Here is a 15,020-nt window from a genome sequence, read left to right as displayed (position 1 = left end):
GCCCGCTTCGATCAACAGATCGGAGCGGGCGTTTGCTTTTCTGTCGAGATCCAGGGCAACTGCTTTTCTCACGCAGAGGCAGCAGGGGCAGCAGAGGAACGGCAACTGATCTTCTCACGCAGAGCCGCGGAGGACGCAGAGAACTGCAGTTGTTGGCCGTCCCCTGCAACCTGTCCCTGTCACCCGCAGTTCCTGCCTCGAGGCTATCGCTCCAGCGCCTCAACAATGCGGCGCTCCAGCTCGGCCTGGGTGACCACGCCGGGAACGAGCGTGCCGTCGATCACCAGGGATGGCGTCACGCTGATCCCCGTCCGCTCCGCCACCTCCGCGTCCCGGTCCACGCGGGCCATCAGGCGCCCGTCCGCCACGCAGCGCCGGAAGGCGTCCGCGTCCGGGACGGCGGCGTCCGCGGCGAACTGCTCCCACGCGCGGGTGCCGATGGAATCCTGCCGCGCGAACAGGGCATCGTGGTACGCCTCGAACCGCCCCTGCTCGCCGGCGCACTCCGTGGCCAGCGCGGCCGCCCGCGCGTGCGGGTGGATCTGTTCCAGGGGAAAGTGCCGGTAGACAACGGCCACCTGGTCCGGGTACTTCGCCCGGACGGCCCGCAGCGTTTCCTGGTACCGCGCGCAGAACGGGCACTGGAAGTCGGAGAACTCGATGATGCGCACGGGCGCGTCCGCACGGCCCAGCACCTGGCCGGCCGCGTTGATCTCCGCCCAGTTCTCCACCGGGCGCGGCTCCGTGGACGCGGACTGCGCGGCGGCCGCCGGCGCGGCGAAGAACTCGCGCTTCACCACCGCCGCCGTCACCAGGACTGCGCAGGCGACGAGCAGGCCCGTCGTCAGGTGCGAGACCAATTTGCTCCCGCTCACGACGCGCCTCCCGCGGCGGGGGCGGACGGCACGAGCTGATAGACGACGAGCGTCGGGACGTCTACCTCGTCCAGCACGGCGGCGTACACGCGGTCGCCTCGGATCAGCCGCGGATGCGCGTTGGGGGGCAGCGTCACGGATGCCACGCGCGTGCCCGTCTCGCGAAAGGCCGTCCACGTGCCGGGCGCGGCGCCCTCGGTCCGCAGCTTGAGCCACACGCGGGACGCATCGTCCACCAGCATCTCCTCCACCACGGGCCACGTGCTCCACCGGCTGAGCACCTCAAGGGCGGGGCCCTTGGGCCGCGACTGCATGAGGGCGTTCGCAAAGCTGTCGACGACCGTCCTGGAAAGCGGAAGCGGCCGCGCGTCCACCTGCGCCCGGAAGCTTCCCTGTGCCCGCCCATTCACGTCGTGGATGGCCACCTGGGCCGTGTCCGACCATGCGCTGTAGATGCGTCCGTCCGGCCCGAACGCCACCAGGCCCCGCCGCGCGAACGGCGGCCAGAAGTAGGAGTGCCCGTCGGACATGTCCAGCTCGCCGTACTCCGGCTCGGGAAGTGTGAGCACCGAGTCCTTCCGCACCGAACCGTCCGGATTCAGGACGCGGATCACGTCGCGCCGAACCAGCTCCGTGCCCCGGACGTCGCCCACGGCGGTGCGGTACAGGCCGATGAACCCCTGCGTGCCCCGGATGGGTCGGACGCCGGACGCGAACACGAATCCGGTTTGGTTGAGCCGCACCGTGTAGGCGACATCGTCGGAGTACGGACGAAAGACGGTGACGCGCTGCTGCTGCTGATCAAAGACGAAGAGGCTGTCGCCCGGGAGGAGGTCGATCGTTCCGAATGAGCGGAATTCGCCTGGCCCTTCGCCATCACGACCAATTCGGCGCTGCACCTGGCCGTTTGGCCCGAAGACGAGGATCACACCTTCGTCCGCTACATAGGTGGACCCGCGAGAATCCGCCGCGATCAATCCGACGTAGCTGAGTTCGGCTGTGGAGTCGCTCGCCATCACCGGACGAGCCGCGTATTCCACCGCGCCTTTGCCCGTGCGGGCGTCGGCATCAGGGGTGCTGCACGCGCCCGTAAGCAAGGCGCTCACGACCAGCGCGGACCGGCCGATGATCCGCAATTGTATGAGGGGAAGGCGTTTCATTTCTGCTCTCTCTGTGGTCAAGTCACCGGAAGCGTGCCCGGGTGCGCACGGATCAGGTCTGGTGGATCACGCAGCCACTGGCGCCCGCGCTGCAGCCGGCGGGGCTGCTCGTGCAGCACTGGAAGTCTGGTTGCCCGTCCCCGTTGATGTCGCCCGTGCAACAGTGCTTGGGAATGAGCTCGGGCGGCTGCTGATACGTGGAATGCGCCGGTGACGGGTCAAGGAGCAGCGCGCCGCCGCCGAACACTACGACCACGGCAAGGGTGCGAATCCGGTTCATGATTGCCTCGATATGATCATGGAAAGAGCAGCTCTCAGGTCTGGGTTACCGTGCACCCGGACGCGGACGAGGTGCATCCCGTGCGGCTGCAGCAAAACTGGTCCGTACAGCCGTACCATGCCTTCACGCAGCAGCAGTACATGGCGGGCGGGGGATCTGTCGACGGTGGGATGTAGGTACCCTCGGCGGGGCGTGCCAGGAGGGCACCCCCGGCCACGATGATAGCCAGCGCGGCGAGTCTCACTCTCAGCATCGAAGCCCTCCCGGATTGAGTGGATAGATACAAACGGGCCGGTCCAACACACGCCTCACATTCTGAATCAGACGCTAAATCCGCTGGGGGTGCGCGTCAAGAAAACATGTGGCGGCGCGTACGATCCGTAAGACGATGATTCCGCAGGCGTCCGCCCGCCTCGCAACCGGGCCGCCACCGTGGGCAACGTCGACGCAGGGAGGGAATCGGGGCGGGCCTCTTTCCCGCTCCTTTGTGCCCCACGGTAAGCGCCGAAATCTTGAAACGGAGGCTCGTCCGCGCCGCGTGGAGGGAAGGGAACGGGGCGGAGGGGGACGACGCGCGGCCCGCGGTGTGCTGAAGGGCGCGCGGCGCGGAAAACCAGTCCCGCGATTTACTTGCGCCGCCGCGTTTTGCGGGGGTAGATTCGCACGTATGGCCCAGACGGACGAACACGACGACATCGAAGGGGAAACCACGCGGGCGGGGTACGTGGCGCTGGTCGGCTATCCCAACGCCGGCAAGTCGTCGCTCATGAACCGCCTGGTGGACCAGAAGCTCAGCATCGTCACGCCCCTGGCGCAGACGACGCGCGAGCGGGTGCTGGGCATCGACACGCGCGACGGCGTGCAGATGGTGTTCGTGGACACGCCGGGGCTCGTGGAGCCGCGGTACCTGCTCCACAAAGCCATGCTGCACGCCGCCACGGAGGTCATCGCCGACGCGGACGTGGTGCTGCTGCTGATCGACGCGGCCGCGCAGCACGGGGTGCCCGAGTTCTCGCCCGATGTGCTGGAGCTGCTGGAGCGCGCGCGGCAGCTCATCGTCGTCAGCAACAAGACGGACCAGGCCCGGCCCGCGCAGCTGGCGCGGGTGCGCGAGTGGGCGGGGGAGCGCTTTCCCCGGGCGCGGGTCTTCGAGCTGTCCGCGCTGACGGGGGAGGGGACGGAGGCGCTGCGGGCGGAGATCGCCGGACGGCTGCCGGAGTCGCCGTACCTGTTCCCCGAGGACGAGGTCTCGTCGCAGCCCGTGCGCTTCTTCGTGGCGGAGCTCATCCGCGAGTCGGCGTTCGAGCTGTTCGAGAAGGAAGTGCCGTACAGCGTGGCCGTGAAGGTGGACGAGTTCCGCGAGCAGGCCACGCCGCTGTACATCCGCGCCACCATCTACGTGGAGCGGCCCACGCAGAAGGCCATTTTGATCGGCAGCGGGGGCGCGGCCATCCGCCAGCTGGGGCGCAGCGCCCGCGAAAAGATCGAGGACTTCGTGGGCGCGCCCGTGTACCTGGACCTGTGGGTGAAGGTGCTGCCGCGCTGGCGCAAGGACGCGCTGTCGCTGCAGCGGTTCGGGTTCTCCATTCCCAATCCGGAGCAACGCAAGTGATCGAGCCCTGGCTCCTCGAGCTGCTGGTATGCCCCAAGTGCAAGGGGGAGCTGCGCCACGAGCAGAACCCCGAGTCCCTGGTATGCGAGGCGGACCGCCTGCGCTACGAGGTGCGCGACGGCATTCCCATTCTGCTCATCGACGAGGCCGTGCCGCTGGACGCGGCGGGCGCCGGCGCGGCGCGCTGAGGTCCGCGCGCGCGTTGACAGCCTTGCGCCCGTTCCGATAGAATCTTCCGCCCTTTTCGCCCAGCGAACCCCGGCCCCGGTTCAATGCCCCAGCGCGTTCTCCTGCACTTCTCTCCGCACGGCCGCGCCGTCCCGGCGGTGGTCCGCGCGTTCGCGGAAGAGCGGGAACTTCCCGTCGTGGAGGCGTCGGACGAGGCGGACGTGCAGGCGCGCGTGAGCCGCGCCTACCCGGCCGCCCTGGTGCTGGACGCCTCGCCGGACCAGGGGGTGGCCCTGCGCCTGTGCGCGGCCATCAAGGGCGAGGCGTTCACCTCCGTCGTCCCTGTCATCATGTACGTGGACGGCGCCGGGGCGGGGGACGACGCGTCGGCGCGGGCGCTGGAGGCGGGGGCCGACGAGGTGCTGGGGCACGGGCTGAGCGACCGCGAGTGCACGCTGCGGCTGCGGATGGCCCTGCGCCGGGCGGAGCGCGACGTGAGCGTGCACCCCACCACGCTCCTTCCGGGCACGGTGCAGATCGAGCGCGACATCGGCGAGCGGCTGCGCTCGGGTGAGAAGTTCGCCGTGTGCTACTGCGACCTGGACCACTTCAAGGAGTTCAACGACCGCTACGGCTACAACAACGGCGACCGGGTGATCCTCATCCTCTCGCGCATTTTGCGCGACGTGGTGCGGGCGTACTCCCCGACGGCGTTCGTGGGCCACATCGGCGGCGACGACTTCATCTTCAACGCCCCGCTCACCGACTTTCGCGTGTGCTGCGAGGAGGTGATCGCCGTGTTCACGGAGCTCATCGGCCTGCACTACTCGGAGCCGGACCGCGAGCGGGGCTTCTTCATCGGCAAGGACCGGCGGGGCGAGGAGTACGAGGTGCCGCTCATGACGCTGTCCATCGGCGTGGTGACCAACGAGCACCGCAACTTCGTGCACACGGCGCAGATCAGCGAGCTGGCCACGGAGATGAAGGCGTACGCAAAGACGTTCTCGGGAAGCATCTACGTGGTGGACCGGCGGCACGGCGGGCCGCTGCAGGCATGAGCCGCACAGTGTAACGCGTTACCGGGTGACCGATCGCAACATGAACGTCCAGTGCACGCACTGCAGCACCGTGTTCCGGGTGGATCCCCGGAAGGTCCCCGCCGGCGGGGTGCGCGTTCGCTGCTCCATCTGCCGCGGCGCCTTCGAGGTCGCCGCCGAGGGCGCGCAGCCCGCATCGGCCCCGGCCGCGGCGTCCGCGCCCACGTCCGTTCCGCAGCCGACGCCCCAGCCCGTGGCGGCGCCCGATCCCGCGCCGGCACCCACGCCGGCCGTGGCGCCCGCGCCGTCCGGCCCCGCGTTCCAGCCGTCCGCGCCCGCCGCCGCGCCGACTCCGACGCCCGCTCCGGCCCCGGTGGCGGCGCCGGCCCCCGCGCCCCGTCCCGCGCCGACGCCGAGCCCGGCTCCGGCCGCCGCGTCGGGCGCGCCGCGGTCGCCGTTCGGCGTGTCGGACCCCAACGCCAAGGCGCGGCGCCTGGCCCGGGCGCTGGTGTCGGACATCGTGACGTACCATCCCGAGCGGCGCGACAAGTCGCTGGCGGACGGCACGATCAAGCGCGAGTTCATGGACGAGATCAAGAAGAGCTGGGAGGAGTACGTGGGCCAGGTGGGGGCCGAGACGGCCCGCGGCACCACGCACTTTCGCGACGCGCTGAACGACATCCTGGCCAAGGGGCAGCAGATTTTTTGAACTGAAGTGCCAAGTGACAAGTGCCAAGGAACGGCGCTTGTCACTTGGCACTTGGTACTTGGCACTTCTCCCCGGGAACGCATAGATTCCCCGGGTTTACCAAGCTCATGGGGCCGTCCTCCCGGGCGGCCCTTCTCTTTGCGGTAAAAACCACGACGCGCGGCAGATGAGCAACGACCTCCGATCCGACCTGGACACGTACCGCAACCGGCTCGACGAGCTGGGGAGGTTTCTTTGACCTCGAAGCACGCACGGAGAAGCTGAAGGCGCTGGAGTCGCGCATGGAAAATCCGTCGTTCTGGAACGACGGAGAAAAGGCGCGCGAGGTCATCGCCGAATCCAACCAGCTCAAGGGATGGATCGAGCCGTTTCAGCGCATGTCGGCCAAGGTGGGCGACCTGGGCGAGATGCTGGACCTGCTGGAGATGGAGCCCGACGCCGCGCTGGCCGAAGAGGTGGAGCGCGAGGTGGAGGCCATTGGCCCCGCGCTGGAGGAGCTGGAGCTCAAGAACATGCTCCAGGGCCCCGACGACCACCGCGACGCGCTGGTGACCATCCACCCCGGCGCCGGTGGCACGGAAAGCCAGGACTGGGCGCAGATGCTGCTGCGCATGTTCACCCGCTGGGGCGAGCGCAAGGGCTTTGACGTGGAGCTGCTCGACCTGCAGGAAGGCGAAGAGGCGGGGATCAAGGACGCCACGCTGGAGATCCGGGGGCAGTACGCGTACGGCTTTCTCAAGGCCGAGCGCGGCGTGCACCGGCTCGTCCGTATCTCGCCGTTCGACAGCGCCGCGCGGCGCCACACGTCGTTCGTCTCCGTGTTCGTCTACCCGTCGGTGGACGATACCATCGAGATCGACGTGCGGGAGGAAGACATCGAGATGGACGTGTACCGCGCGTCCGGCGCCGGCGGCCAGCACGTCAACAAGACGTCGTCCGCCGTCCGCCTTCGGCACATCCCGTCCGGCATCGTCGTGGCGTGCCAGCAGGAGCGGTCGCAGCACAAGAACCGCGCGACGGCCATGAAGATGCTCAAGGCCGCGCTGTACCAGCGCGCGCTGGAGGAGCAGGAGAAGGAAAAGGCCAAGCTGGAGAACACCAAGACGGACATCGCCTTTGGCAGCCAGATCCGCTCCTACGTTTTTCAGCCGTACACGATGGTGAACGACCATCGCACGGAGCTCAAGGTGCCGGACGTGCAAAAGGTGATGGACGGCGACCTGGACCCCTTCATCCACGCGTACCTGCGGCAGTACGGGGCGGTGCACAGCGATGAGTGACGAGACGACGGCGCTGACCCCGGCCGAGCAGGCCCTGGCCGACGAGCGCGTGGTGGCGGACCGCGTGGCCAAGCTGGCCCGCCTGCGCGACCGCGGCGTGGAGCCGTACGCCTATTCCTTCGCCCCCACGCACTCGGCCGCCGAGGCGCTGGACGCGTTCGCCGCGCACGAGGAGCGCGCCGGGGCCGAGGAGATGGCGGAGAGGGTCCGCATCGCGGGCCGCGTGGTGAGCAAGCGGGTGATGGGCAAGAGCACCTTTGCCCACGTGGCCGACCGCACGGGGCGCATCCAGCTGTACTTCCGCGTCAACGACCTCGGCGAGCGCTACGAGGTCCTGGATCTCGTGGAGCACAGCGACTGGATCGGCGCGGAGGGCACGCTGTTCCGCACCCGGACGGGCGAAGTGTCGCTGCGCGTCAGTTCCTTCGAGCTGCTGTCCAAGGCCCTGCGCCCCCTCCCGCTGGGCAAGGAAGAGGTGGATGCAGAGACGGGCGAGCGGCGCGTGTACAGCGGGTTCACGGACGTGGAGGCGCGCTACCGCCAGCGCTACGCCGACCTGGCCGTGAACCCCGAGGTTCGCGACACCTTCGTCCTGCGGGCGAAGGTTGTCAGCACGCTGCGCCGGTTCCTGGACGACCACGGGTTCGTGGAGGTGGAGACGCCCGTGCTGCAGCCGCTGTACGGCGGCGCGCTGGCCCGGCCGTTCACCACGCACCACAACGCGCTGGACATGCAGCTGTACCTGCGCATTGCCGTGGAGCTGTACCTCAAGCGGCTGATCGTGGGCGGCATGGAGCGGGTGTACGAGATCGGCAGGAACTTCCGCAACGAGGGGCTCTCGCGGTTTCACAACCCCGAGTTCACCATGCTGGAGTTCTACGCCGCGTACTGGGACTACGAGGACGTGATGCGCTTTACCGAGGAGCTGCTGGTCCACGTGGTGGACGCGGTCCTCGGCGGCGGCCCCGCGCACTTTGGCGGGCACGAGATCCGGTTCCAGGCGCCGTTCGCCCGGTTCAGCATGTACGACGCCATCCAGCAGATCGGCGGCGTGGACGTCCCCGCGCTGGACGACGACGGCCTGCGCGCGGAGGTGCGCAAGCTGGGCCTGTCCGCGGACGAGGTGAAGGGGATGGGGCGCGGCAAGCTCATCGACGAGCTGTTCGGCGCGCTCGTCGAACCGAAGCTCATCCAGCCCACGTTCATCACCGACTATCCGCGGGAGATGTCGCCGCTGGCCAAGCCCAAGCGCGGCAACCCGGAGCTCACGGAGCGGTTCGAGCTGATGGTGGCCGGCAAAGAGCTGCTGAACGCCTACAGCGAGCTCAACGATCCCATCGACCAGCGCGAGCGGTTCGAGTCGCAGAAGCGGCTGGCGCTGGCGGGCGACGAGGAGACGCAGCCCCTGGACGAGGATTTTCTGCGGGCGCTGGAGTACGGCATGCCCCCCACGGGCGGGTTCGGGATGGGCATCGACCGGCTGCTGATGATCCTCTCGGGCCAGCCGTCCATCCGGGACGTGATCCTCTTTCCCGCCATGAGGCCGGAATGAGGGACCGCGGGTTACGGGTGACAGGGTACCGGGGACAGGGAACGGCGATCCGCGGAAGATCGGTCCGCTATTCCCTGTTCCCTGTTCCCTATTCCCTCGCCGGAGGCGCGCGATGAAGCTCGAATGGCGCGTTGCCCGGCGCTACCTGGCCAGCCGGCGGGGCACGCGGTTCCTGTCGCTCATCACCCTCATCGCCATCGGCGGCGTGTCGGTGGGCGTGACCGCGCTCATCGTCGTCACCTCGGTGATGAACGGGCTGCAGTCGGAGCTGCGCAAGGGCATCCTGGGCGTCAATCCGCACATCTTCGTCCTCACGTACGGCGAGGGGATGCGGATGGACCGCTGGGAGGAGCCCCTGGAGCGCACGCGCACGGTGCCCGGCGTTGTCGCCGTGGCGCCGTTCGTCCACACGGAGGTGGGGCTGCGCAACCGCGGCGGCTACCCCGAGGCGGCCGTGCTGCGGGGCATCGACGTGGGCCAGCGGGGCGACGGGGTGACGGAGATCCCCCGGCTGCTGCGCGAAAGCCGCATCGACCTCACCCGCAGCCGCAGCGGCCTGCCGGCCATCGCGCTGGGGCAGGCGCTGGGCGCGCGGATGGGGCTCATCCCCGGCGACACCATCACCGTCATCTCGCTGAGCAACGCGCGGATGACGGCCACGGGGCTCATCCCCAAGATGGCCATGTACGAGTACGCGGGCGGCGTGCGCACGGGGATGTGGGAGTACGACAACAAGTTCGCCTACACGTCGCTGTCCACGGCGCAGGACCTGGCGGGGCTGGGGCAGGGGGTGAGCGGGCTGGAGGCGCGGACGACGGACCCGTACGAGGCGCAGACGGTCAGCCGGGCCATCGACCAGAAGCTGGGCATCCCGTTCCGCACGGACAACTGGATGAACATGAACCGCTCGCTCTTCAGCGCCCTCAAGCTGGAGAAGCTGGCCCTCACGCTCATCCTGCTGCTGATCGTGATCGTGGCCGCGTTCAACATCGTCAGCACGCTGGTGATGGTGGTGACGGACAAGACGCGGGAGATCGGCGTGCTCAAGTCCATGGGGATGACGTCGCGCCGCATCCTGCGGCTGTTCATGCTGCAGGGGCTGGTGATCGGCATCGTGGGCGCGGCCATCGGCGGCTCGCTGGGGGCCCTGGTGACGTTCGTCGTGGACCGCTTCAAGCTCATCAGCATCCCGGGCGAGATCTACTTCATCAGCCACCTGCCCGTGAAGATCGACCCGTGGGACCTGCTGACGATCCTGGTTTCGACCGTGGTGATCTCCTTTCTCGCGACGGTGTATCCAGCGTGGCAGGCGGCGCGCATGGACCCGGTGGAGGCCATCCGCCATGAGTAGCCCGTCGCCGTTCACCCCCGCGGACGAGCCGGCGGCGCCGCGCTTCGACGCGTCCGCCGCGCCGTCCATCGTGGCGCGGGGGGTGAGCAAGAGCTACGTGGGCGGCGACGGCAGCCGCATCCAGGTGCTGGGCAGCGTGGACCTGGAGGTGCGCCCGGGGGAGCTGGTGTCCGTCATCGGCCAGTCGGGGTCGGGCAAGAGCACGCTGCTGCACGTGCTGGGCGCGCTGGACCACCCCGACACGGGCGAGGTGAGCATCGGCGGGCAGCGGGTGTCGAGCCTGAAGGAGGAGCCCCTGGCCCTGCTGCGCAGCCGCAGCATCGGCTTTGTCTTCCAGTTTCACCACCTGCTGCGCGAGTTCTCCGCCCTGGAGAACGTGATGATGCCCCAGCTCATCGCGGGCACGCCGACGGGCAGGGCGCGGGACCGCGCGCGGGAGCTGCTGGAGCTGATGGGGCTGGGCGCGCGGGCGGAGCACAAGCCGGCGCAGCTCAGCGGCGGCGAGCAGCAGCGGGTGGCCGTGGCGCGGGCGCTGGCCAACCGGCCCCTGGCCCTGCTGGCCGACGAGCCGTCGGGCAACCTGGACCCCGACACGAGCGAGCGGCTGCACGACGCGCTCTTTCGCGTGTGCCAGGAGGAACGGGCGGCGATGGTGCTGGTGACGCACGACCTGGGGCTTGCCGCGCGGGCGGACCGCGTCCTGCGGCTGCACGGAGGACAGCTGGTGAACGTGGGCCCGGAACCGTCCGGGCCCGCAGCGGGGGAGTGATTTGGAGGCCCAGGATCCAATGCTGTGTGAGAACTGCGGGAAGAACGAGGCGGCCATCCACCTCACCCAGATCCAGAACAACGAGACGAGCAGCCGCCACCTGTGCGAGCCCTGCGCCGAGGCCATGGGGCTGAGCACGGGCGGGCAGCCGGCGACGGCGCCCCTGGCGGACTTCATCGCGCAGATGGGCAAGTCCATGGCGGCCGAGACGGTGGCGGCCGCGGGCACCTGCCCCAGCTGCGGGCTCACGCTCACGGACTTCAAGAAGACGGGCCGGCTGGGCTGCGCCCGGTGCTATTCCACGTTCGACACCAGCCTGCGCGGCCTGCTGCGCAAGCTGCACGGCGGCACGCAGCACAGCGGCAAGGTGTACCTGCCGCCCGACCCCACGGAGACGGACCGCACGGCGCGGGTGGTGAGCCTGCGCCGCAGCCTGGCCCGGGCCGTGGAGGCCGAGGACTTCGAGCGCGCGGCCGCCCTGCGCGACCAGATCCGCCGGCTCGAGGCCGGCCAGGAGGCGTGAGCATGACCGACGGATTCCTGGGCGCCGTTCCCGACGCGGGGCTGGCCTGGCTCAAGGCCGATGGCCCCCACGCCGACATCGTGCTGTCCACGCGCATTCGCCTGGCGCGCAACCTCCACAACTTCCGCTTTGGCACGCGCGCCGAGGCCGAGGACCGGCGCGAGGTGCTGCGCCGCACGCTGGAGGCCGCGGGCGCCGCGCCGGCCCTTTCCAACGGCCGGCAGATCGTCGTGGGGCAGCTGGCCTACTCGGAACGGCAGCTGCTGCTGGAGCGGCACCTGGTGAGCCGCGAGCTCATCGGGGGCAACGGGCACCTGGCGCCCACGCACACGGCCCTGCTCATGGCGCCCGGCGAGGCCCTGAGCGTGATGGTGAACGAGGAAGACCACCTGCGCCTGCAGAACATCGTGGGCGGCTTTCGCCTGCGCGACGCGTGGCGCGACGTGGAGCGGCTGGACGACGAGCTGGGCCAGCGCCTGCCGTACGCCTTTCACACGGAGTTCGGCTACCTCACGTCGTGCCCCACCAACGTGGGGACGGGGCTGCGCGCCTCCGTGCTCATGCACCTGCCCGGCCTGGTGCTCACGCAGGAGATCGGCAAGGTGCTGCAGGGCATCAGCCAGGTGGGGCTCACCTTTCGCGGGCTGTACGGCGAGGGGTCGGAGGTGGTGGGCAACTTCTTCCAGATCAGCAACCAGACCACGCTGGGCAAGACGGAAGAGGACCTGATCGACCACCTGCAGCGCATCGTGCAGCAGGTGGTGCAGTACGAGACGCAGGCCCGCCAGGTGCTGCTGCGCGACGCGCCCGTGGTGATCGAGGACAAGGTGTGGCGGGCGTACGGGCTGCTGCGCCATGCCCGGTCCACGAGCTTCGAGGAGGTGATGAACCTGCTGAGCGGCGTGCGGCTGGGCGTGGGGCTGAAACTCATCCCCCACCTCAGTGTATACACACTCAACCGGATCATGATCTTCACGCAGTCGGCGCACCTGGAGCAGGTGGCCGGCGCCCCGCTGGCCGAGGGGGACGCGGACGTGCATCGCGCCGCCTACGTGCGGCGGGTGCTGCAGGCCGAGGACGCCCCGCGCGAAGGCTGATCGCCGCCAGAATGGCGGCGTATTAATCTTTTTGGAAAACCCGAACCGCCGGCGCTCCACACAAGGCGTTACGGCGCACATAGTTGCCCGCGAAAAGGGGCTGGCAGTCCAGCTGATGGCCCCTGCTGTGCAGATGTCGCGCGCGGGAACTCGACCACGGGAAGTTCTATCGAATCACTCCGCCCGTCCGGAGGCCAGGGTACACATGAACTACAATTTCACCGACCGCGTGCGTAAGGTGCTGGCGATGGCCCGCGAAGAGGCCATCCGGCTCCAGCACGACTACGTCGGCACCGAGCACATCCTCCTGGGCCTCATCCGTGAGGGCGAGGGGGTGGCCGCCGCCGTCCTCAACAACCTCAACGTGGACCTCGACCAGGTGCAGGAAAAGGTCGAGGAGTCCGTGCGCCGCGGCAAGGCGACCATCGCCCTGGGCGAGCTGCCCTACACGTCGCGCGCCAAGAAGGTGCTGGAGTTCGCCATGGCCGAGGCCCGCGAGCTCAACCACTCGTACGTCGGCACGGAACACCTGCTGCTGGGCCTGCTGCGCGAGGAGAAGGGCATCGCGGCCGAGGTGCTGGGCCAGCTGGGCGTGACGCTGGAGGACGCCCGCCGCGAGACGCTCAAGCTGCTGGGCAGCGAGCCCAGCGCCGCGCCGTCGGCCAGCGCGCCCACGGCCAGCGCCGGCGGCGCCACGGGTGCCAAGGGCGAAAAGAAGAGCAAGACGCCCGCGCTGGACCACTTCTGCCGCGACCTCACGGAGCTGGCCCGCCAGAGCGAGCTGGACCCCACCATCGGCCGCGAGGAAGAGATCGAGCGGGTGATGGAGATCCTGTCGCGCCGCAAGAAGAACAACCCCGTGCTCATCGGCGAGCCGGGCGTGGGCAAGACGGCCATCGTCGAGGGGCTGGCGCAGCTCATCGCCGAGGGCAAGTGCCCCGACAGCCTGCGCGACTACCGGGTGCTGTCGCTGGACATGGCGGCCGTCATCGCCGGGACCAAGTACCGCGGCCAGTTCGAGGAGCGGCTCAAGGCGGTGATGAACGAGATCAGCCAGAACAAGAACATCATCCTGTTCATCGACGAGCTGCACACGCTGGTGGGCGCGGGCGCGGCCGAAGGCGCCATCGACGCGTCCAACATGCTCAAGCCGGCGCTGGCGCGCGGCGAGCTGCAGTGCGTGGGCGCGTCGACGCTGAACGAGTACCGCAAGTACATCGAGAAGGACGGGGCCCTGGAGCGCCGCTTCCAGACGGTGAACGTGGATCCGCCGTCGATCGACGAGGCCATCCAGATCGTACAGGGGCTGCGGGGGCACTACGAGGACCACCACCGCATCCGCATCACCGACGAGGTGATCGAGGCGGCCGTGAAGCTCTCGGAGCGCTACATCACCGACCGGTTCCTGCCGGACAAGGCCATCGACGTGATCGACGAGGCCGGCGCCCGCGCCCGCCTGCAGACCCAGGTGCCGCCGCCGGAGGTGGAGGACCTGAAGAAGCAGCTGGAGGCCATCGCCGGCAAGAAGGACGAGGCCATCCGCGACCAGGACTTCGAGCGCGCGGCCGAGCTGCGCGACCACGAGCGCGAGCTGCAGCGCAAGATCCAGGAGCGCGAGAAGAGCTGGGAGGAGGAGCGCAAGACCAACCGCCCCGCCCTCAACGAGGAGGACGTGGCCTTCATCGTCAGCCGGTGGACGGGCATTCCCGTCACGCGCCTCAAGCAGGCCGAGACGGCGCGCCTGGTGAACATGGAGGAGGAGCTGCACAAGCGGGTGGTGGGGCAGGAGCGTGCCCTGCAGGCCATCAGCCGGGCCATCCGCCGCAGCCGCGCGGGTCTCAAGGACCCCAAGCGCCCCATCGGCTCGTTCGTCTTTGCCGGGCCCACGGGCGTGGGCAAGACGGAGCTGGCGCGCGCCCTGGCCGAGTTCCTGTTCGCCGACCGCAACGCGCTCATCCGCGTGGACATGTCGGAGTACATGGAGAAGTTCAGCGTCTCACGGCTCATTGGCGCCCCTCCGGGGTACGTGGGCTACGAGGACAGCGGAACGCTCACCAAGGCGGTGCGGCGCAAGCCCTACTCGGTGGTGCTGCTCGACGAGATCGAGAAGGCCCACCCCGACGTGTTCAACACGCTGCTCCAGGTGCTCGACGACGGCAGGCTCACCGACGCGAAGGGTCGCACCGTCGACTTCCGCAACACCGTGGTCATCATGACCTCGAACATCGCGTCGGACCACCTGCTCGACGGCGTGACCCCCGACGGCGAGATCAAGCCCGACGTCCGCGAGCGCGTGTTCTCGGAGCTCCGCCGGCACTTCCGGCCCGAGTTCCTCAACCGCATCGACGAGACCATCGTCTTCCACGAGCTGTCGAAGGCCGAGGTCACCGCGATCGTCGACCTGATGATCAAGCGCACCTCCACGCAGCTGGCGGGTCAGGGCCTCGGGCTCGAGCTCACCGACGCGGCGAAGGTGTTCCTGGCCGACCGGGGCTACGACCCGACGCTCGGCGCTCGTCCGCTGCGGCGGGCGATCCAGCGCCTGGTGGAGGACCCGCTGTCCGAGCGGCTGCTCTACAAGGAGTTCCGCGCCGGCGAGATCATCAT

General features: G+C 69.1%; 15 protein-coding genes. 12 read left to right on the top strand and 3 right to left on the bottom strand.

Going from position 1 to position 15,020, the window contains the following annotated elements; genetic code table 11:
• Positions 1–203: 203 nt before the first annotated feature.
• The 3 genes from VFZ20_RS11750 to VFZ20_RS11740 are packed head-to-tail and all read right to left on the bottom strand — an operon-like array spanning position 204 to position 2,315.
• The gene (locus VFZ20_RS11750) at positions 204–875 is read right to left on the bottom strand and encodes a DsbA family protein (protein ID WP_329684070.1); all 672 of its coding nucleotides are present in this window, start codon (positions 873–875) and stop codon (positions 204–206) included.
• Positions 872–2,035, bottom strand: a complete 1,164-nt coding sequence (locus tag VFZ20_RS11745; protein ID WP_329684069.1) for a hypothetical protein — start codon at positions 2,033–2,035, stop codon at positions 872–874. The genes VFZ20_RS11750 and VFZ20_RS11745 overlap by 4 nt, the downstream gene beginning before the upstream one ends.
• 52 nt (positions 2,036–2,087) lie before the next feature.
• Positions 2,088–2,315 carry a hypothetical protein gene (locus VFZ20_RS11740; protein WP_329684068.1) on the bottom strand — a complete coding sequence of 76 codons (228 nt, stop codon included), beginning with the start codon at positions 2,313–2,315 and terminating at the stop codon, positions 2,088–2,090.
• 50 nt (positions 2,316–2,365) lie between these two features.
• Here VFZ20_RS11740 and VFZ20_RS11735 point away from each other — a divergent pair, with 50 nt between their 5' ends.
• The 12 genes from VFZ20_RS11735 to VFZ20_RS11680 form a co-directional block, all read left to right on the top strand.
• Entirely contained in the window at positions 2,366–2,491 is a 126-nt protein-coding gene (locus VFZ20_RS11735; protein WP_329684067.1) for a hypothetical protein, read from the top strand.
• Positions 2,492–2,982: 491 nt separating this feature from the next.
• Complete coding sequence (gene era / locus VFZ20_RS11730; protein WP_329684066.1) at positions 2,983–3,927, top strand: GTPase Era; 945 nt, start codon at positions 2,983–2,985, stop codon at positions 3,925–3,927.
• Positions 3,927–4,115 carry a Trm112 family protein gene (locus VFZ20_RS11725; RefSeq protein WP_349264086.1) on the top strand — a complete coding sequence of 63 codons (189 nt, stop codon included), beginning with the start codon at positions 3,927–3,929 and terminating at the stop codon, positions 4,113–4,115. The genes era and VFZ20_RS11725 overlap by 1 nt, the downstream gene beginning before the upstream one ends.
• Positions 4,116–4,199: 84 nt before the next feature.
• The gene (locus VFZ20_RS11720) at positions 4,200–5,153 is read left to right on the top strand and encodes a diguanylate cyclase (RefSeq protein ID WP_329684064.1); all 954 of its coding nucleotides are present in this window, start codon (positions 4,200–4,202) and stop codon (positions 5,151–5,153) included.
• A 40-nt stretch (positions 5,154–5,193) separates the two neighbouring features.
• Entirely contained in the window at positions 5,194–5,841 is a 648-nt protein-coding gene (locus VFZ20_RS11715) for a zinc-ribbon domain-containing protein (protein ID WP_329684063.1), read from the top strand.
• Positions 5,842–6,007: 166 nt separating this feature from the next.
• Positions 6,008–7,121 (top strand): peptide chain release factor 2 gene (prfB, locus tag VFZ20_RS11710; protein ID WP_333783604.1). Its coding sequence is split into 2 segments (ribosomal slippage): positions 6,008–6,064 and positions 6,066–7,121, totalling 1,113 coding nucleotides; the frame shifts between segments, so codons are not numbered across the junction.
• The gene (gene lysS / locus VFZ20_RS11705; RefSeq protein ID WP_329684062.1) at positions 7,114–8,673 is read left to right on the top strand and encodes a lysine--tRNA ligase; all 1,560 of its coding nucleotides are present in this window, start codon (positions 7,114–7,116) and stop codon (positions 8,671–8,673) included. Before prfB ends, lysS begins: the two co-directional genes overlap by 8 nt.
• A 112-nt stretch (positions 8,674–8,785) precedes the next feature.
• The gene (locus VFZ20_RS11700; protein ID WP_329684061.1) at positions 8,786–10,024 is read left to right on the top strand and encodes an FtsX-like permease family protein; all 1,239 of its coding nucleotides are present in this window, start codon (positions 8,786–8,788) and stop codon (positions 10,022–10,024) included.
• Positions 10,017–10,793: an ABC transporter ATP-binding protein gene (locus tag VFZ20_RS11695; RefSeq protein ID WP_329684060.1), complete on the top strand. Its 777-nt coding sequence runs from the start codon at positions 10,017–10,019 to the stop codon at positions 10,791–10,793. The genes VFZ20_RS11700 and VFZ20_RS11695 overlap by 8 nt, the downstream gene beginning before the upstream one ends.
• Positions 10,794–10,812: 19 nt before the next feature.
• Positions 10,813–11,316 (top strand): UvrB/UvrC motif-containing protein, encoded by a 504-nt coding sequence (locus VFZ20_RS11690; RefSeq protein ID WP_329684059.1) that lies wholly within the window; start codon positions 10,813–10,815, stop codon positions 11,314–11,316.
• A 2-nt stretch (positions 11,317–11,318) separates the two neighbouring features.
• Positions 11,319–12,413, top strand: a complete 1,095-nt coding sequence (locus VFZ20_RS11685) for a protein arginine kinase (RefSeq protein ID WP_329684058.1) — start codon at positions 11,319–11,321, stop codon at positions 12,411–12,413.
• Between the two features lie 205 nt (positions 12,414–12,618).
• Positions 12,619–15,020: ATP-dependent Clp protease ATP-binding subunit (locus tag VFZ20_RS11680; RefSeq protein WP_329684057.1), on the top strand; the 2,402-nt coding region annotated here is incomplete at its 3' end.

It is taken from the genome of Longimicrobium sp., from assembly GCF_036280135.1.
Lineage (GTDB): Bacteria > Gemmatimonadota > Gemmatimonadetes > Longimicrobiales > Longimicrobiaceae > Longimicrobium.
This window is presented reverse-complemented; position numbering and strand designations above follow the sequence as displayed.